The sequence below is a fragment of the Streptomyces sp. NPDC055287 genome (assembly GCF_053646035.1).
On record NZ_JBSHNE010000014.1, the window covers coordinates 123,743 to 142,069 of the forward strand.

Annotated in this window: 15 protein-coding genes and 1 pseudogene; 8 read left to right on the top strand and 8 right to left on the bottom strand. The window is 70.7% G+C overall.

Annotation, left to right across the window (positions count from 1 at the left end; all coding sequences use genetic code 11):
• Nucleotides 1-185 precede the first annotated feature (185 nt).
• Nucleotides 186-512, bottom strand: coding sequence for a MerR family transcriptional regulator (locus tag ACWIHY_RS22950; RefSeq protein WP_454377526.1), 327 nt, complete (start codon nt 510-512; stop codon nt 186-188).
• Between the two features lie 296 nt (nt 513-808).
• On the opposite strand from ACWIHY_RS22950, the gene ACWIHY_RS22955 reads away from it, so the two are divergent.
• The 3 genes from ACWIHY_RS22955 to ACWIHY_RS22965 all read left to right on the top strand — a co-directional run bounded on the left by ACWIHY_RS22955 (nt 809) and on the right by ACWIHY_RS22965 (nt 3,563).
• Nucleotides 809-2,170: a glutamine synthetase family protein gene (locus tag ACWIHY_RS22955; protein ID WP_069929022.1), complete on the top strand. Its 1,362-nt coding sequence runs from the start codon at nt 809-811 to the stop codon at nt 2,168-2,170.
• 106 nt (nt 2,171-2,276) lie between these two features.
• Entirely contained in the window at nt 2,277-3,011 is a 735-nt protein-coding gene (locus ACWIHY_RS22960) for an SAM-dependent methyltransferase (RefSeq protein ID WP_454377527.1), read from the top strand.
• Nucleotides 3,012-3,116: 105 nt separating this feature from the next.
• On the top strand, nt 3,117-3,563 hold the full coding sequence (locus ACWIHY_RS22965; RefSeq protein ID WP_454377528.1) for an SRPBCC family protein: 447 nt from the start codon (nt 3,117-3,119) through the stop codon (nt 3,561-3,563).
• A gap of 91 nt (nt 3,564-3,654) precedes the next feature.
• Here ACWIHY_RS22965 and ACWIHY_RS22970 read toward each other — a convergent pair whose 3' ends face one another.
• Together ACWIHY_RS22970 and ACWIHY_RS22975 are read right to left on the bottom strand one after the other, a co-directional pair.
• Nucleotides 3,655-4,176: a pyridoxamine 5'-phosphate oxidase family protein gene (locus ACWIHY_RS22970; RefSeq protein ID WP_454377529.1), complete on the bottom strand. Its 522-nt coding sequence runs from the start codon at nt 4,174-4,176 to the stop codon at nt 3,655-3,657.
• A 75-nt stretch (nt 4,177-4,251) separates the two neighbouring features.
• Nucleotides 4,252-6,450, bottom strand: a complete 2,199-nt coding sequence (locus ACWIHY_RS22975) for a PIG-L family deacetylase (protein WP_454377530.1) — start codon at nt 6,448-6,450, stop codon at nt 4,252-4,254.
• A 288-nt stretch (nt 6,451-6,738) separates the two neighbouring features.
• Between ACWIHY_RS22975 and ACWIHY_RS22980 the strand changes: the two genes are divergently transcribed.
• Nucleotides 6,739-9,735 (top strand): bifunctional [glutamine synthetase] adenylyltransferase/[glutamine synthetase]-adenylyl-L-tyrosine phosphorylase, encoded by a 2,997-nt coding sequence (locus tag ACWIHY_RS22980; protein ID WP_454377531.1) that lies wholly within the window; start codon nt 6,739-6,741, stop codon nt 9,733-9,735.
• Nucleotides 9,736-9,751: 16 nt separating this feature from the next.
• Here ACWIHY_RS22980 and ACWIHY_RS22985 read toward each other — a convergent pair whose 3' ends face one another.
• Together ACWIHY_RS22985 and ACWIHY_RS22990 are read right to left on the bottom strand one after the other, a co-directional pair.
• Entirely contained in the window at nt 9,752-10,498 is a 747-nt protein-coding gene (locus ACWIHY_RS22985; RefSeq protein WP_454377532.1) for a sporulation protein, read from the bottom strand.
• A gap of 42 nt (nt 10,499-10,540) precedes the next feature.
• Nucleotides 10,541-10,789, bottom strand: coding sequence for a hypothetical protein (locus ACWIHY_RS22990; RefSeq protein ID WP_454377533.1), 249 nt, complete (start codon nt 10,787-10,789; stop codon nt 10,541-10,543).
• Here ACWIHY_RS22990 and ACWIHY_RS22995 point away from each other — a divergent pair.
• Nucleotides 10,789-10,966: pseudogene (locus ACWIHY_RS22995) on the top strand (amidohydrolase); the annotation flags it as partial. The gene ACWIHY_RS22990 and the pseudogene ACWIHY_RS22995 sit on opposite strands and share 1 nt — an antisense overlap.
• A 68-nt stretch (nt 10,967-11,034) precedes the next feature.
• Here ACWIHY_RS22995 and ACWIHY_RS23000 read toward each other — a convergent pair.
• The 3 genes from ACWIHY_RS23000 to ACWIHY_RS23010 form a co-directional block, all read right to left on the bottom strand.
• Complete coding sequence (locus tag ACWIHY_RS23000; RefSeq protein ID WP_454377534.1) at nt 11,035-11,928, bottom strand: phosphatase PAP2 family protein; 894 nt, start codon at nt 11,926-11,928, stop codon at nt 11,035-11,037.
• Nucleotides 11,929-12,003: 75 nt separating this feature from the next.
• On the bottom strand, nt 12,004-13,023 hold the full coding sequence (locus ACWIHY_RS23005) for a LacI family DNA-binding transcriptional regulator (RefSeq protein ID WP_454377535.1): 1,020 nt from the start codon (nt 13,021-13,023) through the stop codon (nt 12,004-12,006).
• Nucleotides 13,024-13,048: 25 nt separating this feature from the next.
• Nucleotides 13,049-14,674: a glycoside hydrolase family 13 protein gene (locus ACWIHY_RS23010; protein WP_454377536.1), complete on the bottom strand. Its 1,626-nt coding sequence runs from the start codon at nt 14,672-14,674 to the stop codon at nt 13,049-13,051.
• A 308-nt stretch (nt 14,675-14,982) separates the two neighbouring features.
• Between ACWIHY_RS23010 and ACWIHY_RS23015 the strand changes: the two genes are divergently transcribed.
• From ACWIHY_RS23015 to ACWIHY_RS23025, 3 genes are read left to right on the top strand one after another with little or no spacing between them, the layout of a single operon-like run.
• Complete coding sequence (locus tag ACWIHY_RS23015) at nt 14,983-16,257, top strand: extracellular solute-binding protein (protein ID WP_454377537.1); 1,275 nt, start codon at nt 14,983-14,985, stop codon at nt 16,255-16,257.
• 19 nt (nt 16,258-16,276) lie between these two features.
• A complete protein-coding gene (locus ACWIHY_RS23020; RefSeq protein WP_454377538.1) occupies nt 16,277-17,287 on the top strand; it encodes a carbohydrate ABC transporter permease in 1,011 nt (336 codons plus the stop codon).
• Nucleotides 17,288-17,307: 20 nt separating this feature from the next.
• Complete coding sequence (locus tag ACWIHY_RS23025; protein ID WP_454377565.1) at nt 17,308-18,186, top strand: sugar ABC transporter permease; 879 nt, start codon at nt 17,308-17,310, stop codon at nt 18,184-18,186.
• Nucleotides 18,187-18,327 lie beyond the last annotated feature (141 nt).

Here is an 18,327-nt window from a genome sequence, read left to right on the forward strand (position 1 = left end):
CCGGAAATACGAAAGTGCGCCCGCAACAAGTGAGTCGCGGGAGCACTTGAAGTTTTGGGAACCACAACTGCAACTGAGATCAACAGTAGCACGGTGCGCCGGGCGTGCCAGGGGGTCTTTCGTCACATCTGCCGTGGCGCCATAAACCCTCTACGCACGCCGCTTTAAATTCTGCAGCTGTCGCACTAGATATTTTGCTCGCGCAGTTGCTCGTTCATCCGCAGTGCGTCTTCCAGCTGGTCCTCGAGGATGACGATCCGGCAGGCCGCGTCGATGGGGGTGCCCTGGTCGACCAGTTCGCGGGCCCGGGCGGCGACGCGCAGCTGGTAGCGGGAGTAGCGGCGGTGGCCGCCCTCGGAACGCAACGGGGTGATCAGCCGCGCGTCGCCGATGGCCCGCAGGAACGCGGGCGTGGTGCCGATCATCTCGGCGGCCCGGCCCATGGTGTAGGCGGGGAAGTCGTCGTCGTCGAAGCGGTCGGCCTTGGAAGTCCGATGGGTCGGGGCGGTCACTTGCACCATCTTCTGTAGCGCTCGGGGCGGACACTACGAGTGTGGCATGTCTGGTCCGGCCGTGGCAGATTTTCCTCCGTCGGCGCTTCAGTACGGGTCCGCCCGGGCGTGCCGTGGGCACTATGGGGGAAGCGGTGGGAAAGCGGCACCCGGGCGTTCACCCGCACGGCGCCGGATGTCGGTCCGAGGGGCCGCAATGTGTTGGAAACCGTGTGGTGGGATGCTCAGGTGCCCCGACGTGCGCCCGAGGCGTGGGAGCAGGCGGCTCGACCGGCAAGGATGGGTAGGAAGACCAGATGGATAAGCAGCAGGAGTTCGTGCTCCGTACGCTCGAGGAGCGCGACATCCGGTTCGTGCGCCTGTGGTTCACCGATGTACTCGGCTTCCTGAAGTCGGTCGCGGTGGCCCCGGCCGAGCTTGAGCAGGCGTTCGACGAGGGCATCGGCTTCGACGGCTCCGCGATCGAGGGCTTCGCCCGCGTGTACGAGTCGGACATGATCGCCAAGCCGGACCCGAGCACGTTCCAGATCCTGCCCTGGCGGGCCGAGGCCCCCGGCACGGCCCGGATGTTCTGCGACATCCTGATGCCGGACGGCTCGCCGTCCTTCGCGGATCCCCGGTACGTACTGAAGCGCATCCTCGCCAAGACCTCGGACCTGGGCTTCACCTTCTACACCCACCCCGAGATCGAGTTCTTCCTGCTGAAGAACAAGCCCCTCGACGGCACCCGGCCCACCCCCGCCGACAACTCGGGCTACTTCGACCACACCCCGCAGAACGTCGGCATGGACTTCCGCCGCCAGGCGATCACCATGCTGGAGTCCATGGGCATCTCGGTCGAGTTCAGCCACCACGAGGGCGCCCCCGGCCAGCAGGAGATCGACCTGCGCTACGCCGACGCGCTCTCGACGGCCGACAACATCATGACGTTCCGCCTGGTCATGAAGCAGGTGGCGCTGGAGCAGGGCGTCCAGGCGACCTTCATGCCGAAACCGTTCTCCGAGTTCCCCGGCTCCGGCATGCACACCCACCTCTCGCTCTTCGAGGGCGACCGCAACGCCTTCTACGAGTCGGGCTCGGAGTACCAGCTCTCCAAGGTCGGCCGCTCCTTCATCGCGGGCCTGCTCAAGCATGCCGCCGAGATCTCCGCCGTCACCAACCAGTGGGTGAACTCCTACAAGCGCATCTGGGGCGGCTCCACCCGCACGGCCGGCTCCGGCGGCGAGGCCCCCTCGTACATCTGCTGGGGGCACAACAACCGCTCCGCGCTGATCCGCGTCCCCATGTACAAGCCGGGCAAGACCGGCTCGGCGCGCGTCGAGGTCCGCTCGATCGACTCGGGCGCGAACCCCTACCTGACGTACGCCGTCCTGCTCGCCGCCGGCCTCAAGGGCATCGAGGAGGGCTACGAGCTCCCGCCGGGCGCCGACGACGACGTCTGGGCCCTGTCCGATGCCGAGCGCCGCGCGATGGGCATCGAGCCCCTGCCGCAGAACCTCGGCGAGGCCATCGCCCTGATGGAACGCAGCGAACTGGTCGCCGAGACGCTGGGCGAGCACGTCTTTGACTTCTTCCTGCGCAACAAGAAGCAGGAGTGGGAGGAGTACCGCTCCGAGGTCACGGCCTTCGAGCTGCGCAAGAACCTGCCGGTGTTGTAGCGGCAGCTTGCAACGACCCGGGGCCGGCGGCGCATGCTGCCGGCCCCGGGTCGTTGCGCTGGAAAAGCAGGTGCGGGGGGTGGGGTGGGGGTGGGAGCGTGCGCCGATGGAACGATCGAAGATGTCGCGACTGGCCCATGCCGGGCACCCCGTCGCCGCCCCGCTCGACGACGCGTCCGTACGCCGCCTGCTCGGGCGGGCCGTGGTCCGGGGGGACGAGCGGCTGCTCGATCTCGGGTGCGGGCAGGCCGAGTGGCTCCTGCGGGCGCTGGATGCGCATCCCGGGGTGACGGCCGTAGGGGTCGACGTATCGGCGGACGCGCTGGCCGAGGCGCGGAGGCAGGCAGGAGCACGCGGGGCCGGGGAGCGGCTGGTGCTGCGTGAGGAGGACGCCGGGGCGTTCGCGTCCGGGCGGGGCTTCGACGTGGTGGTGAGCGTGGGCGCCACGCACGCCTTCGGCGGGCTGACGGGGACGCTGGCCGCGGCCCGCCGTCATCTGGCCCCGGGTGGGCGGGTACTCGTCGGTGACGCCTACTGGGCGGCCGAACCCAGCACGGAGGCCCGGCACATGCTCGGGGAGTACGACGATCTGGCCACGACCGTGGACCGGGTGGCCGCGGACGGCTGGACGCCGGTGTTCGGGCACATCAGCACCCGTCAGGAGCTGGACGACTACGAATGGCACTGGACGGGCGCGCTCGCCGAGTGGGCCCTCGACCACCCCGGCGACCCCGGCAGCCAGGAGGCCCTCGCGGCGGCGGACCAGCACCGGTCCGACTGGCTGCACGGGTACCGCGACTACTTCGGGTTTCTCACGATGGTGCTGCGGGCCACTCCGTAACCTGTCCCGCCCTGTGGTCCGGCCGGTGGACCGCCGGGTGGTTCGGTCGTGGTACCGGGGTCCTCGAGTGGGACCATTTGGGTGATGGCACAGAAAGGGGGCGAAATGTCAGCGATCAAGGAGACCATCGACATTGCGCGCCGCCCCGAAGACGTCTTCTCGTACGTGACCGACCCCTCGCACCTCCCCGAATGGCAGGAGAGCGCGGTCTCGGTGCGCCAGGTGGACGAAGGGCCTCTGGCCGTGGGCTCGCGCGTGGTCGTGACCCGCAGGGTAGGTCGTCGGGAAATGCCGATGACCATGCAGGTGGACGAGCTGGAAGCGCCGCGAAGCTGGCACATGCACGGGGTCGACGGCCCCGTCAGGGGAGATGTGACCGGAACGATCGAGCCGCTCGGTGACGGCGAAAGGTCACGCCTGACGCTGTCCCTGGACTTCGAGGCGCACGGCATCGGAAAGCTGCTCGTGCCGCTCGTCGTCCGTCCGAATGTGCGCAAGGAGATGCCGAGGAACGAGGAGAAGCTGAAGCGCGTGCTCGAAACGAGCGCGTGAGCCCGGCCCGGGCCGTCGGCCCCCGGCCCGTCTGGCGCCGGACCGTCGGACCCGGGGCCGTCGGACCCCGGGCCGTCTGATCCCGGACCGGTCAGACGAAGAGCCAGCGGGTCTGGCTGTAGACGCCCTTGCCGAAGCCGAACGCCGCCATGGGCGCGACGCGGAACACCACCGCCCGCTGGTCCTCGCCCGCGCCGTAGAAAGCCCCGTCGTGTACGTCGAAGTGCCAGTCGGCGCCGTACTTCGCCTCGTACGCCGCCGCCAGGCGCCGCAGTCGCGCCTCGTCCTTCTCCAGCACCGCCTTGCCCTCGACCACCAGGTCGAAGCCTTGGCGCAGGGTGTTGGCGCCGGTGGTGAGGACGACGTACGGGTTGCCGGCGAGGTTCTTCGCCTTGCGTTCCGCCGGTCCCGTGCAGAAGTGCAGGGCTTCGTCCTGCCAGACGGCCAGCAGCGGGGTGACGTGCGGGCGGCCGTCCGGGCGTACGGTCGTCAGCCAGAACAGCTCGGCCTGCTCCAGGCGCTCCACCGCCTCGGACCAGGGGGTGGCTGTCGCGTTCTCCTCGCTGTAGCGGCTGTCCAGGCGGGTCTGCGGCTCCGGAGTTTCGTGCTCCATGGTGCTTGCCTCTCCCTCGCGGTCTGTCTTTCCTCGTTATCTCTCAGGAAGACAGACCGGGAGCGGAAGCGAAACTCAGCGGGCGTCCGTCGTCGGCCTGGCCGTGACCGGCGCCGGGCCCACCGGCTGCCAGTCGGAGGCATCTCCGGAGCTCCAGTGGAGGCGGCCGTCCAGCGCCACCGCCGCGACGGAGGTGTTCCCCGCCGTGTCCGTGGCGGAGGCCGGAGCTCCGCCGAAGAGGAAGCGGCCTTGGTTCCAGTGCGGTACGCCGGTCGCCCCCGGTGAGAGTTCGGCCGTGCCGAGCCGGCCCGAGCCGTCGCGGGCGGCCAGCAGACCGCCCGTGGCGCTCACCGCGCCGAAGCCCGCCCGGCCGCCCAGGTCGGTGACGTCGCCCGCCGGTGCCGCGGCGGTCACCGCGCCGGTGGAGGCGCCGGCGGCGAAGCGGGCGGCGAGGACGGAGCCGGAGCCGGGCCTGCGGAAGTACAGGCGTACGCCGTCACCGTCCGGGCGGACGGTCGGGGGCAGCGGCGTCGCGGGCAGGGCGGTGGGTACCGGGCCGCGCAGCGGGGCGCCGGGGGCGTCCTGGGTCCAAACGACGGTCGACGCGAGGGTCTGCGCGAAGACGTAGGCGCGGCCCGCGCTGTCGACGGCGGCCGTCGGGTCGCCGAACACCTGCTGACCGCCGAGCGCCTGCCAGGGGGCCCAGCTGCCGTCGGGAAGCTGCGTACGGGAGCTGAGCGCGTGGCCGCCGTCCCGGAGGAACACCGTCGCGCGGCCCTCGCGGTCCACCGTCACCGCCGGGGCGCTGATGTCCAGGGAGCCGGGCGCGTGGGCCGAGTGCGGCATGCCGAGGGACTGCCAGGGGCCGAAGGGCCCGCCCACGGCGCTCTGCACGGCGGTGACGACGTCCCGGCGGTAGCCGGCCGGGCCCTCGAGGGAGGTGCGGGTGCCGAAGAGGGATATTCGGCCGTCGGGCAGCTTCTCGGAGGTGATGCCGCTGTCCAGGCCGGTTTCGCCGAGCAGCGTCGGCCCCGTCCACGCGGGCCGGGAGCCGGAGGCGTCCTCGGTGCCCGCCTCGCGGTGCCAGACCGCGAGGCGCGTGTCCAGTACGGCGAACGCCCACAGTTCGCCCTCACCGGCTCCGCTCTGGAGCCACGAAGTGCTGGTGTTGCGCGAGTGGTGGATGCCGTACACCCAGCCGGGGCCGGTGGGCCGTCCCGCCACCTTGCGATCGCCGCAGCCGGCCTCCGCGTCGCAGTAGTTGCTGGGGTAGTCGGTCCAGGCGTACGTCTTCAGGGTGTGCAGCTTCTCCCGCACCGCCTCCGGTCCCAGGACGTGCGGCAGGCTGCCGTTCAGGTAGCCCAGGTAGTTCTGGACGGTGAAGTGCGGGCGGCCGCCGGCCTTGCCGTACTCGCTGAGCGCCAGCTGGGCGAAGCGGGCGCCGTACATGTGGTCCTGGTGGTCCGGGAGCATGCGCGGCGTGGCCTCACGGCCGTTCGTCGGGTCGAGCATCCGTACGTGCGTCGGCTGGAAGCGCTTCAGCAGGCCGGTGATGGTCCGGACGACCTGGTCCCTGGAGTACGAGAAGTCCTCCGTGACCGGGGTGCCGGACGACAGCTCCGACTCCAGGGTCTCCACCTTGCCGTCCCACAGGCCGTGCAGGCTGTGCGGCCGGTCCGCGGCGCTGGCCCCGGCCTCGTGCAGCTGCACCCAGACCAGGCCGACCTCGGGGCGTGCCTTCAGTGTGTCGAGCTCGGCCCAGCCGCCGCCGTCGGTACGGATCGCGGACCGCTGCCAGGGGCTGGTGCGGTCGCCGGTGGCCATTTCGGCGTACGCGGCCCGTATGCCGTTCTGCCGGGCCTCGGCGTACCGCTCCTTGTCGGGGGCGGGCAGCGGGACGCCCTCGTTCGCGCCGCCGCGGAAGGAGTTCACGCCGTCCGCCTCGCCCGCCGTCAGGTAGACCGAGGTCAGGCTGTGGCCGGTGCGTATGGACTGGCTCAGTTCGGGGTTCATGAAGAACAGGTCGTCGTCCGGGTGGGAGACGATCTGCATCACCGACTCCCCGGCGGCGCGCACCGGCTGGACCTTCCCGGCCTCGCCCGTGTCCGCCGTGCCGCCGGTGACCGTCCGGGCCGCCTTGGGACCGGAGGCCGCGAGCGGAACGGAGGGTCGGGCGAGCTGGATGCCCGTCACTGTCAGCAGCAGCGTCGCGAGGAAGACGCTGGGCAGAGCGCGGCGGGGCAGGCGGAAGGTACTTCGGGCCCTGGGCGGCATAGGAAAGGTGCTTTCGGTGTGCGGTGTTACGGCGTACGGGATGGGGTGCGCCCAGGACGGCGCTGATCATCGCGCAGACTGTGGAGCAGAAGTGAAGAGGCTTTCATGCGGCGCCCGGTTCACCGGCGCCGAAAACCGGTGATGTTGCGGATGTCACGGACCTTCTCCGTCACAGCCCGTGCTGCGGCTGGGCCGGAGGCCGTCCCGCCGTTCCTGCGGATAGGCTCGTGAGCCGGACCTTGACCTGACGGTCGTACGGACCGCGGGACGGCCGGAGCGGGAGGCAGCATGTCGGCGCCGGGGCGCAGGAGCAGTACCTTCACACGGCTGCTGCGGCACGGTTTCACCGATCCGTCGGCCGCCGAGCGGCTGCTCGACGCCCCCGAGCTGGCCGCCGTGCGCAACGACCCGGTGCTCCTCGACGCGCTCGGCGCGACCGCCGACCCCGACCTGGCGCTCCTCGGGCTCGTACGGCTCGCGGAGGCGCAGGACGACACCGAGCGGCGCGTCTTCCTCGACACCCTCGTCACCGCCAAGCCCATGCGGGACCGGCTGCTCGGTGTGCTCGGCGCGTCGGAGGCGCTCGGTGACCACCTGGCGCGCCATCCGCGCGACTGGCACGCGCTCGTCACGTACGAGGCCGCGGACCTTCATCCCGGGGTCGCCGACTTCGAGCGGTGCCTCACCGGCGCCACCGACCCGGTGTCGCTGCGGGTCGCGTACCGGCGCTGCCTCCTGTCGATCGCCGCGCGCGACGTGTGCGGTACGACGGATGTCGCGCAGGCCGCCGCCGAGCTGGCCGACCTGGCGACGGCGACCCTGCGGGCGGCGCTCGCCATCGCCCGCAAGGCCGCTCCGGAGGACGCCGCGATGTGCCGGCTCGCGGTCGTCGCGATGGGCAAGTGCGGCGGTCACGAGCTGAACTACGTGTCCGACGTGGACGTGATCTTCGTGGCGGAGGCGGTGGACGGGGCGCAGGGAGCCGACGAGGACAAGGCGCTCCGCGCCGCGACGCGGCTCGCCTCCCACCTCATGCGCGTCTGCTCCGAGACCAACATCGAGGGCACGATCTGGCCGGTCGACGCGAATCTGCGGCCCGAGGGGCGCAACGGTCCATTGGTACGGACGCTCTCCAGCCACCTCGCGTACTACCAGCGGTGGGCCAAGACGTGGGAGTTCCAGGCGCTGCTGAAGGCACGGGCGGTCGCCGGTGACCTGGCGCTCGGGGAGGCGTACGTCGCCGCCGTGTCACCCCTCGTGTGGCAGGCCGCCGAGCGCGAGAACTTCGTCCCCGACGTACAGAAGATGCGCCGCCGCGTCGTCGACAACATCCCGGCCGCGCAGATCGACCGCGAGCTGAAGCTCGGGCCCGGCGGGCTGCGGGACGTCGAATTCGCCGTACAGCTCCTTCAGCTGGTGCACGGGCGCAGCGACGCGACGCTGCACAACGGGTCGACGCTGGGGGCGCTGGAGGCGCTCTCGGCGGGTGGGTACGTGGGCCGGGCGGACGCCGTCCAGCTCGAAGAGGCGTACCGCTTCCTGCGCGCCATGGAGCACCGCATCCAGTTGTACCGGCTGCGCCGCACGCACCTCGTGCCGCAGGACGAGGCCGGTCTGCGGCGGCTGGGGCGCTCGCTCGGCCTGCGCACCGATCCCGTCCCGCAGCTCAACCGGGAGTGGAAGCGGCACGCGGGGGTGGTGCGCCGGCTGCACGAGAAGATCTTCTACCGGCCGCTGCTCGACGCGGTCGCGCAGCTCGCGCCCGGCGAGATCCGGCTCAGCCCGAAGGCGGCGGGACAGCGTCTGGAGGCGCTGGGGTACGCCGATCCGGCCGCCGCGCTGCGGCACCTGGAGGCACTGTCGTCGGGCGTGACGCGCAAGGCCGCCATCCAGCGGACGCTGCTGCCCGTGCTGCTGGGCTGGTTCGCGGACTCGGCCGACCCGGACGCCGGGCTGCTGGGCTTCCGGAAGGTGTCCGACGCGCTGGGCAAGACGCCGTGGTACCTGCGGCTGCTGCGGGACGAGGGCGCGGCGGCGGAGAACCTGGCGCGGGTCCTCTCCGCCGGGCGGCTCGCCCCCGATCTGCTGCTGCGGGCGCCGGAAGCGGTGGCGCTGCTGGGCGACCCCGAGGGGCTGGGGCCGCGCGGCCGGGCGCATCTGGAGCAGGAGGTGCTGGCGGCGGTCGGGCGCGCCGACGGCGCGGAGGCGGCGGTGGCGGCGGCGCGCGGGGTACGGCGGCGGGAGCTGTTCCGTACCGCCGCGGGCGACCTCATCGGCTCGTACGGAACCGAGGAGAGCCCGGCGGAACAGGACCCTGGGGCCCTCGTCGACCGGGTCGGCAACGCCCTGACCGACCTGAACGCCGCCACGCTGTCCGGCGCTCTGCGGGCCGCCGTGCGCCAGCAGTGGGGAGACCGGCTGCCGACGCGGTTCGCGGTGATCGGGATGGGGCGCTTCGGCGGCCACGAGCTGAGTTACGGGTCCGACGCGGACGTCCTCTTCGTCCACGAGCCGTGGGACGGGGTGGACGAGCAGGAGGCGGCGCGGGCGGCGAACACCGTCGTCGCCGAGATGCGCAGGCTGCTCCAACTGCCCACCTCCGACCCGCCGTTGCTGATCGACGCGGACCTGCGTCCGGAGGGCAAGAGCGGACCGATGGTGCGTACGCTCGCCTCCTACGCGGCGTACTACCGGCGGTGGTCCCTGGCCTGGGAGAGCCAGGCGCTGCTGCGCGCGGAGCCGATGGCGGGGGACGCGGACCTCGGGCGCCGGTTCGTCGAGCTCGTCGATCCGCTGCGGTACCCGCGGGCGGGCCTCGCCGACGACGCGGTGCGCGAGATCCGGCGGCTCAAGGCGCGCATGGAGTCCGAGCGGATGCCGCGCGGCGCGGATCCGACGCTGCACGCGAAGCTGGGGCGCGGCGGGCTGAGCGATGTCGAGTGGGCGGTTCAGCTGATCCAGATGCGGCACGGGTCGGCGGTGCCGGGCCTGCGGACCACCCGCACGCGCGAGGCGCTGGCGGCGGCGCGGGCGGCGGGCCTCATCACGGCGGACGACGCGTCCGTACTCGACGAGGCGTGGGTGCTGGCGACGCGGGTGCGCAACGCCGTGATGCTGGTGCGGGGCAGGGCGGGCGACACGTTCCCCTCGGACGGGCGTGAACTGGGCGCGGTCGCGCGGTACTTGGGGTACGAGGCGGGACACGTCGGGGACATGCTCGACGACTACCGGCGCACGACGCGGCGCGCGCGGGCAGTCGTCGACGAGCTGTTCTACGGGTCCTGACCGGCCGGGCCCCGGCCTAGCCCGCCCAGTACGTCCGGATGTGCGCGTCCAGTGCGGCGGTCCACTTCGCCAGGTCCATGTCCGCGTAGGCGAAGGTGGCCGGCGGGTAGCCGCCCGGGTGCAGATCGACGGCGTCCGGGCGGGCCACAAAGACGGCCTCCAGCTCGAACCGTCCGCGCCCGGCGGACCCGGGGAAGAAGAAGTCGGTCTCCTGCCAGTACTGCGCCACCCGCCGGTCCTGCATCCGCGCCGGCCAGGACCCCACCTTCACCTCGGCCTCGTGCAGCCGGAATCCGAGGTCGGCGAGCGCCTGGTGGAGGGTGTCCTGCGCCGGCAGAGCGTGCACCTGGATCTCGTCGAAGTCGCCCTTGTCCACGGAGTTGTCGATGGACAGCTCCGTGCGTACGGCGGCCCGGCCGCCCTTGATCACTCCGCCGCGCGCGTGCGTGAGCGGCATCTCCCACGGCACGTCCAGGGCGATCCGGTGCGTGACGCTCTCCCCGGCGGGCAGCACGAAGGCGCCGAGATCCGCCGTGCCCACGGTGTACGGGTTGTTCCAGGCGGTCGAGCCGTCGGCCTCACGGTCCTCGGCGCGTACCACCAGGTCCAGCCGGAGCCGTTCGATCTCGACGTCGGCTCCGCCGCCCCGGACGGTCACGGTGCAGTGCAGCTGCTCGCCCGGCCGGACGGCGGGGTTCTCCACCACCGTCTCGACGCTGGGCGCGTTGATGCCGAGTGAGCTCAGAAACTTACGGAATGCCATGAATAGGGGTCCCCTTCCTGAACGTCCTGTTCTACGGGCACCCTAGGCAGAAGCACCCCTCAGCAGGCAACGGCAGTGCGCGACGAACCCCTCCAGAGCCAGGTCGAAGGCGGCGTGGGTCCGGTCGGGCCCGGCCGCCGCGAGGGCGCGCGCCAGACCCGGCGTCGCCGTCTCGTCCGGGAGTTCCCACATCGTCTCCGGCGCCGCCATGTCCAGCGCCGAGCCCAGCACCAGGTTCTCCAGGGCGCTGATCACGACCATCACGTCGGCCGTCCCGAAGCCCGCGTCCAAGCAGCAGCGCGGCGGTAGCGGTGGGCGAGCAGGCCGTCTCCGGACGCATCGCGCCGGGCCTGCGCGCCGACCGCTACCGCCTTCGGACTGGACCCGGTAAAGGCACCGGCCGACGAGGTGGCCCAGGTGCCCGTACGTCTCACCGTGTCCGGCGGAAGGATCACCCACCGGGGCTGAAGGGCGGCCGGGGCGGACCTCGACGTCCGCGTCGAGTCCTGCGCGCCTGCCCCAGTCCCGGCGTGCGGCTACGACGCGCGCATCGGCCACGGCCGGCGGCCGGTCTTCGGACGGGACGCGTCCTCGGCGACGACCTTCGGCAGGCGGTTCGGGAGCGCTCCGTACCAGGAGCAGCTGAGCGCGTAGCCGAAGGCGAGGCAGAGCAGGCCGCCGACCGCGTCCAGCCAGAAGTGGTTGGCGGTGGCGACGATCACGACCAGGGTCGCCGTCGGGTAGAGCAGGCCGAGCACCTTCGCCCAGGGCACGGAGGCCAGGGCGAAGATCGTCACGCCGCACCACAGGGACCAGCCGATGTGCATGGAGGGCATCGCGGCATACTGGTTCGACATGTTCTTGAAGTTGCCGGACGCCATCGAGCCCCAGGTCTCGTGCACCAGGACCGTGTCGATGAACGCGTGCCCGTTCATCAGGCGCGGCGGCGCCAGGGGATACAGGTAGTAACCGAGCAGGGCGACGCCCGTGGTCGCGAAGAGGACGAGGCGGGTGGCGGCGTAACGGCCGGGATGGCGGCGGAAGAGCCAGACCAGCACGCCGATCGTGACGACGAAGTGCAGCGTCGCGTAGTAGTAGTTCATGGACACGATCAGCCATGTCACCGAGTTGACGGCGCGATTGACCGTCTCCTCGAACGCCATGCCCAGACTCTGCTCGACCTGCCAGATCCAGTCCGCGTTGCGCAGGGCCGCGGCCTTCTGTTCGGGCACGGCGTTGCGGACCAGCGAGTACGTCCAGTAGCTCACCGCGATCAGCAGGATCTCGAACCAGATGCGCGGGTGGCGGGGCGAGCGCAGCCTCTTCAGAGCGGCCGACCGTGCGGACGGCTGCTGCTGCTCCTCGTCCACTGCGGGTGAGGGGTCGGTGGCCGTTCGGCCTTCCAGAGTCTTCACGGTCGCGTCACCCATGGGGAGAGAGTCTGCCAGATGAGCACCACCCTTCCGATCATCCTCCGGTCGGGTGACGCATGCACGTGCTGCGCGTTATGAGCGGGGTCCCGATGCGGTTGAACCGCGAACTACCAGCTCGGGCATGAAGACGAATTCGCTGTGCGGTGCGGGTGTGCCGCCGACCTCTTCGAGGAGCGTACGGACCGCGGCCTGTCCCATCGCCGTCACCGGCTGCCTGATGGTCGTCAGGGGAGGGTCCGTGAACGCTATGAGAGGCGAATCGTCGAAGCCGACCACCGAGACGTCACGCGGTACGTCCAGGCCCAGCCGGCGGGCGGCTCGGATCGCTCCGAGCGCCATCATGTCGCTGGCGCAGACGATCGCGGTGCAGCCCCGCTCGATCAGGGCGGAGGCGGCCGCCTGACCGCCCTCCAGTGTGTAGAGGGAGTGCTGGATCAGCTCTTCGGCCTCCTCGGCCGTGAGGCCGAGCCGCTCCTGCATCGCGGCGCGGAATCCCTCGATCTTGCGGAGTACGGGAACGAACCGCTTCGGGCCGACGGCCAGACCGATCCCGGTGTGGCCCAGCGACGCCAGATGCGTCACGGCCAGCCGCATCGCGGCCCGGTCGTCGGGGGAGATGAAGGGGGCCTGGACCTTCGGCGAGAAGCCGTTGACCAGGACGAAGGGGACACCCTGGGCGCGCAGCTGCTCGTAGCGCTGCATGTCGGCGGTGGTGTCGGCGTGGAGGCCGGAAACGAAGATGATGCCGGAGACCCCGCGGTCCACGAGCATCTCGGTGAGCTCGTCCTCGGTGGAGCCGCCGGGGGTCTGGGTCGCGAGGACCGGGGTGTAGCCCTGGCGGGTCAGGCCCTGGCCGATCACCTGGGCCAGGGCCGGGAAGATCGGGTTCTCGAGCTCCGGGGTTATGAGGCCGACCAGCCCCGCGCTGCGTCGGCGCAGACGGACGGGGCGCTCGTATCCGAGGACGTCGAGCGCGGCAAGTACGGATTCGCGGGTGGCCGCGGCAACCCCCGGCTTGCCGTTGAGCACGCGGCTGACCGTCGCTTCACTGACCCCCGCCTGGGCTGCGATGTCGGCAAGCCGTGCGGTCATGGGAGTGGACTGTACCGGGCGCATGTCAGATTGCCCACCAAGCGCAGGAATCGGGCGCGAGGGTGACCGTACGGCCTTCTTCGGCGGGGGCGTCGGAGGCGATCAGCAGGCGCCCGGGGGCGGGGAGTTCGGCGGGACGGGCCGTCGTGTTGAGCGTGCAGACGAAGCCGGGGCGGCTGAACATGAGCAGCCCGTCGGGATACCCGCCGGGGGCCTGCTCCCAGCTCATCGGTCCGTCGCCCAGGCCGGGCAGTTCACGGCGCAGGGCGAGCGCGGAGCGGTAGAGCTCCAGGGTGGAGTGCGGGTCGCCGGACTGGGCCTCAACGGTCAGGGCCTTCCAGTCGTCGGGCTGCGGCAGCCAGGACGGGGCGGCGTCCTCGGGCGAGAAGCCGTACGTCGGCGCGTCGCCCGACCAGGGCATCGGCACCCTCGACCCGTCCCGCAGACCGTCCTGGCCGTCGGTGCGGAAGAAGGACGGGTCCTGGCGGACCTCGTCGGGCAGGTCGGTGACCTCGGGCAGACCCAGCTCCTCGCCCTGGTAGAGGTACGCCGAACCGGGCAGCGCCAGCATCAGCAGTGCGGCGGCGCGGGCCCGGCGCAGGCCCAGAGCCTCGTCTCCGCCGCCGTAGCGGGTGAGGTGGCGGACCACGTCGTGGTTGGACAGGACCCAGGTCGTGGGGGCGCCGACGAGGGTGGTCGCGGCGAGCGACGTCTCGATCACCGCGCGCATCGCCTGCGCGTCCCACGGACAGTTCAGGAACTGGAAGTTGAACGCCTGGTGCAGTTCGTCGGGGCGCACGTACAGCGCGAGTCGCTCGGGGGAGGGGGCCCACGCCTCCGCGACGCCGACGCGCTCGCCGTCGTACGAGTCCAGCAGCCTGCGCCAGGAGCGGTGGATGTCGTGGACACCGTCCTGGTCGAAGAACGGCAGGACCTGGGAGCCGATCATCTTGGCCTGCTCGCGGGCGCCGATGTCCGGCAGCCCCTCCGCCTTGACCATGCCGTGGGCGACGTCCACACGGAACCCGTCCACGCCCAGGCCCAGCCAGAAGCGCAGGATCGAGTCGAATTCCTCGTGGACCTCGGGGTTGTGCCAGTTGAGGTCGGGCTGCTCGGGCGCGAAGAGGTGCAGGTACCAGTCGCCGTCGGGGGTGCGGGTCCAGGCGGGCCCGCCGAACACCGACTCCCAGTCGTTCGGCGGCAGTTCGCCGGTCTCGCCCCGGCCGGGGTGGAAGTGGTAGCGGTCGCGGGCCGGGCCGCCCTGCTGGTCGGCCAGTGCGGCGCGGAACCACGCGTGCTGGTCGGAGGTGTGGTTCGGGACGATGTCGACGATCACGCGCAGGTCGAGGCCGTGCGCGGTGTTGATCAGCTCGGCGGCGTCGTCGAGGGTGCCGAAGAGCGGGTCGACGGTGCGGTAGTCGGCGACGTCGTAACCGCCGTCGGCCTGGGGCGATGCGTAGAAGGGGGTCAGCCAGACCGCGTCGGCGCCCAGGGCGGCCACGTGCGGCAGGCGCTCGCGGATTCCGCGCAGATCGCCGATGCCGTCGCCGTCGCTGTCGGCGAAGGAGCGCACGTACACCTGGTAGATGACGGCGTCGCGCCACCAGCCGCGCTCCGGGGCCGTCCGGGTGGGTGCGAGCTCCTGCGTCATGAAGATCCCTCTCGTATACGGGGCGGGCCGGTCCTGGGTCGGTCTACGAGATCAACGCTGGTGCCCCTCGAAAGTAACAGGCTTGCAAGTCTTTGCGGTAGTGCTTGCAGGTCTGCCCGCAAGCGCGTTAACCCGCGTGCGCCCCGTCTGACAAGGGGTTCGACGGCAACCGTGAGGACACGCCGACGTAACGATCGGCTGCTCTTGCGGAAAATCTTCGCAAGCTCTTTCGGACTTCTTTCATCCTTGTTACGTTCCTCGACGACCCGGCGCCGCGACGGAGCGGTTCGGCAGTTGAAGGAGTTCAGATGCGACGTGGCATAACGGCCACCGCCCTGGTCGCGACCCTGGCGCTCGCGGCGACCGCATGCGGCGGAGACGACGGCGGCACTGGTGACAAGAAGGCCTCGGGCAAGCTGTCCGGCACCGTCACCTGGTGGGACACCTCGACCGTCGGCAGTGAGGACAAGGTCTTCAAGAAGCTGGCGGAAGGCTTTGAGAAGAAGCACCCGGACGTCGACGTCAAGTACGTCAACGTGCCCTTCGGTGAGGCACAGAACAAGTTCAAGAACGCCGCACAGTCCGGCTCCGGCGCCCCCGACGTGATCCGCTCCGAGGTCGCCTGGACCCCCGAGTTCGCGGACCTCGGCTACCTCGCCCCGCTGGACGGCACGGCCGCGCTGAAGAACGACAAGGACTTCCTGGAGCAGGCCGCGGCCAGCACCAAGTACAAGGGCAAGACGTACGCGGTGCCGCAGGTCATCGACTCGATGGGCCTCTTCTACAACGAGAAGATCTTCAAGGACGCCGGCGTCGAGGTGCCCAAGAGCATCGACGAGCTGAAGACCGTCTCGAAGAAGATCAAGGACAAGACCGGCAAGACCGGCCTCTACCTGCGCGGCGACGACGCGTACTGGTTCCTGTCCTTCCTCTACGGCGAGGGCGGCGACCTCGTCGACGCCAAGAGCAAGAGCGTCACGGTCGACCAGGAGCCCGGCGTCAAGGCACTGAAGGTCGTCAAGGAGCTCGTCGACTCCGGCGCCGCCAAGACGGACGCCACCGACGGCTGGGAGAACATGCAGTCGGCGTTCAAGGACGGCAAGGTCGCCATGATGATCAACGGCCCCTGGGCCGTCTCCGACACCTACGCCGGCAAGGAGTTCAAGAACAAGGCCAACCTGGGCATCACCACGGTGCCGGCCGGAAGCAAGGGCCAGGGCGCCCCGCAGGGCGGTCACAACCTCGCCGTCTACGCGGGCTCCAAGAACCTGGAGGCCTCGTACGCCTTCAGCGAGTACATGACCTCCGCCGAGAGCCAGGGTCTGGTCGCCAAGGAGCTCAGCCTGCTCCCGACCCGTACCTCGGTCTACTCCCAGCCGGACGTCTCCGGCAACCAGATCGTCAGCTTCTTCAAGCCGGTCGTCGACAAGGCCGTCGAGCGCCCCTGGATTCCGGAGACCGGCAGCCTCTTCGCGCCGCTGGTGACCGAGTACACCAAGGTCCTCACCGGCCAGACGACCCCGGAGAAGGGCGCCAAGACGACCGGCGACCAGTACCGCAAGCTCCTCAAGGGCTGGAAGTAACAGGAAGGCAGGCCGACTGATGGCTGTCCACACCAGCCAGTCGGTGGCGAAGGCCGCGGGCGACGACGTCGCCCGCGGCCCCAGCCGCGGTGCTGGCACAACCCCGGGCAAGCTCCGGCGATCGCTCTCGACCCACTGGTACGCCTGGACCATGGTCACCCCCGTGGTGATCGTGATCGGCGTGATCATCGGGTATCCGCTGTTCCGCGGCATTTACCTGTCGATGACCGACGCCAACGAGCGCAACGTCGAGCGCAGCATCGGCGTCAACCACATGCCCGCGACGTACGAGTTCGTGGGTCTGGACAACTACGCCGACGCGCTCACCGGCGACCAGTTCCTCGGCACGCTCGGCTGGACACTGGTGTGGACGGTCTCCTGCGTCACCATCACGTTCCTGCTGGGCCTCGGCCTCGCGAACATCCTCAACCGCAGGATCGCGGGCCGCTCGTTCTACCGGATGATGCTGATCCTGCCGTGGGCCATCCCCGGCTTCGTCTCCGTCTTCGCCTGGCGCTTCCTCTACAACGAGGACCGCGGCTTCCTGAACCGGCTGCTGGCCGGCGGCGGCATCGACGCGGTGCCGTGGCTCAATGACCCCACGATGGCGAAGATCTCGGTCATCGCCGTCAACGTGTGGCTCGGCGTGCCGTTCATGATGGTCGCCCTCCTCGGCGGCCTCCAGTCCATCGACAGCGCCCAGTACGAGGCCGCCGAGATGGACGGTGCCAGCGCCTGGCAGCGCTTCCGGCACATCACCCTGCCGGGCCTGCGCCCCGTCAGCTCCACCGTGATCCTGCTGAGCACGATCTGGACCTTCAACATGTTCCCGGTGATCTTCCTGCTCACCCGAGGCGGACCCGGCGACGCGACCCAGATCCTGGTCACCCAGGCGTTCAAGTTCTCCTTCGAGATCAGCCCCCGCGACTTCGCGCAGTCCTCCACCTGGGGCGTACTGATCCTGATCCTCCTGATGCTCTTCGCCGCGGTCTACCGGCGAGTGCTCCGCAAACAGGGAGATGTCTGGTGACCACTTACACCGACGCCCAAGTGCCTCCGGGCAGCAAGGTCGCCGCCGGGCCCGCGGCCAAGAACACCTCGCTCCGCGGCCGGCGCTCCCTGCTGGCCTCGGTCGGCCTGCACGCCACCCTCGTCGTGGCGTCCGTGATCGCCGTGTTCCCCGTGCTGTGGGTGCTGCTGACCTCGCTCAAGCCCCCGGCGTACGCGACCAGCACCGACTTCTTCAAGGACACGACGCTCGCCAACTACACGAACCTGCTGAACGACACCCCGTTCCTCACCTGGTTCGCCAACTCGCTGCTCGTCGCGGGCCTCACCACGGTCGTCGGTGTCTTCGTCGCCGCCACGACCGGCTACGCCGTGAGCCGCTTCCGGTTCCCCGGCAAGCGCGGCCTGATGTGGACCCTGCTCATCACCCAGATGTTCCCGGTCGCGGTCCTGATCGTGCCGATCTACAACATCATGTCGAGCATGGGCCTGCTCAACCAGCCGGTCGGCCTGGTGATCACCTACCTCACCATCGCCGTGCCGTTCTGCGCCTGGATGATGAAGGGCTTCTTCGACACCATCCCGCGCGAGATCGACGAATCGGGCCAGGTCGACGGCCTCACCCCGTTCGGCACCTTCTGGCGGCTCATCCTGCCGCTCGCCAAGCCCGGCATCGCGGTGACCGCGTTCTACTCCTTCGTCACCGCCTGGGGCGAAGTGGCGTACGCCTCCGCCTTCATGGTCGGCGACGAGAACCTGACCCTCGCGGGCGGCCTCCAGAAGTTCGTCAACCAGTACGGCGCCCAGTGGGGCCCGATGGCCGCCGCGTCCGTGCTCATCGCCGTGCCGGCCGCGCTGGTCTTCCTCTTCGCCCAGCGCCACCTGGTGACCGGCGTGTCCGCCGGAGCCGTCAAGGGCTGACCGCTCCGGCGCACAGGCCTTCCATACGTCGGCGGGGGGCCCCCCCCCCCCCGGGGGGGCGCCCCCCCCCCCCCCCCAGGGGGGCCATGAACACCCCCCGCCCGGGGCCCCCCCCCCCCCCCCGCGGCAACCACCCACGGG

Coding starts and splice junctions, on each gene's coding strand:
- ACWIHY_RS22975 (WP_454377530.1), bottom strand. CDS start 6,450: ATGCCGCCCAGGGCCCGAAGTACCTTCCGCCTGCCCCGCCGCGCTCTG.
- ACWIHY_RS23020 (WP_454377538.1), top strand. CDS start 16,277: ATGGCTGTCCACACCAGCCAGTCGGTGGCGAAGGCCGCGGGCGACGAC.
- ACWIHY_RS23000 (WP_454377534.1), bottom strand. CDS start 11,928: ATGGGTGACGCGACCGTGAAGACTCTGGAAGGCCGAACGGCCACCGAC.
- ACWIHY_RS22980 (WP_454377531.1), top strand. CDS start 6,739: ATGTCGGCGCCGGGGCGCAGGAGCAGTACCTTCACACGGCTGCTGCGG.
- ACWIHY_RS23015 (WP_454377537.1), top strand. CDS start 14,983: ATGCGACGTGGCATAACGGCCACCGCCCTGGTCGCGACCCTGGCGCTC.
- ACWIHY_RS22960 (WP_454377527.1), top strand. CDS start 2,277: ATGGAACGATCGAAGATGTCGCGACTGGCCCATGCCGGGCACCCCGTC.
- ACWIHY_RS22965 (WP_454377528.1), top strand. CDS start 3,117: ATGTCAGCGATCAAGGAGACCATCGACATTGCGCGCCGCCCCGAAGAC.
- ACWIHY_RS23010 (WP_454377536.1), bottom strand. CDS start 14,674: ATGACGCAGGAGCTCGCACCCACCCGGACGGCCCCGGAGCGCGGCTGG.
- ACWIHY_RS22985 (WP_454377532.1), bottom strand. CDS start 10,498: ATGGCATTCCGTAAGTTTCTGAGCTCACTCGGCATCAACGCGCCCAGC.
- ACWIHY_RS22970 (WP_454377529.1), bottom strand. CDS start 4,176: ATGGAGCACGAAACTCCGGAGCCGCAGACCCGCCTGGACAGCCGCTAC.
- ACWIHY_RS23005 (WP_454377535.1), bottom strand. CDS start 13,023: ATGACCGCACGGCTTGCCGACATCGCAGCCCAGGCGGGGGTCAGTGAA.
- ACWIHY_RS22955 (WP_069929022.1), top strand. CDS start 809: ATGGATAAGCAGCAGGAGTTCGTGCTCCGTACGCTCGAGGAGCGCGAC.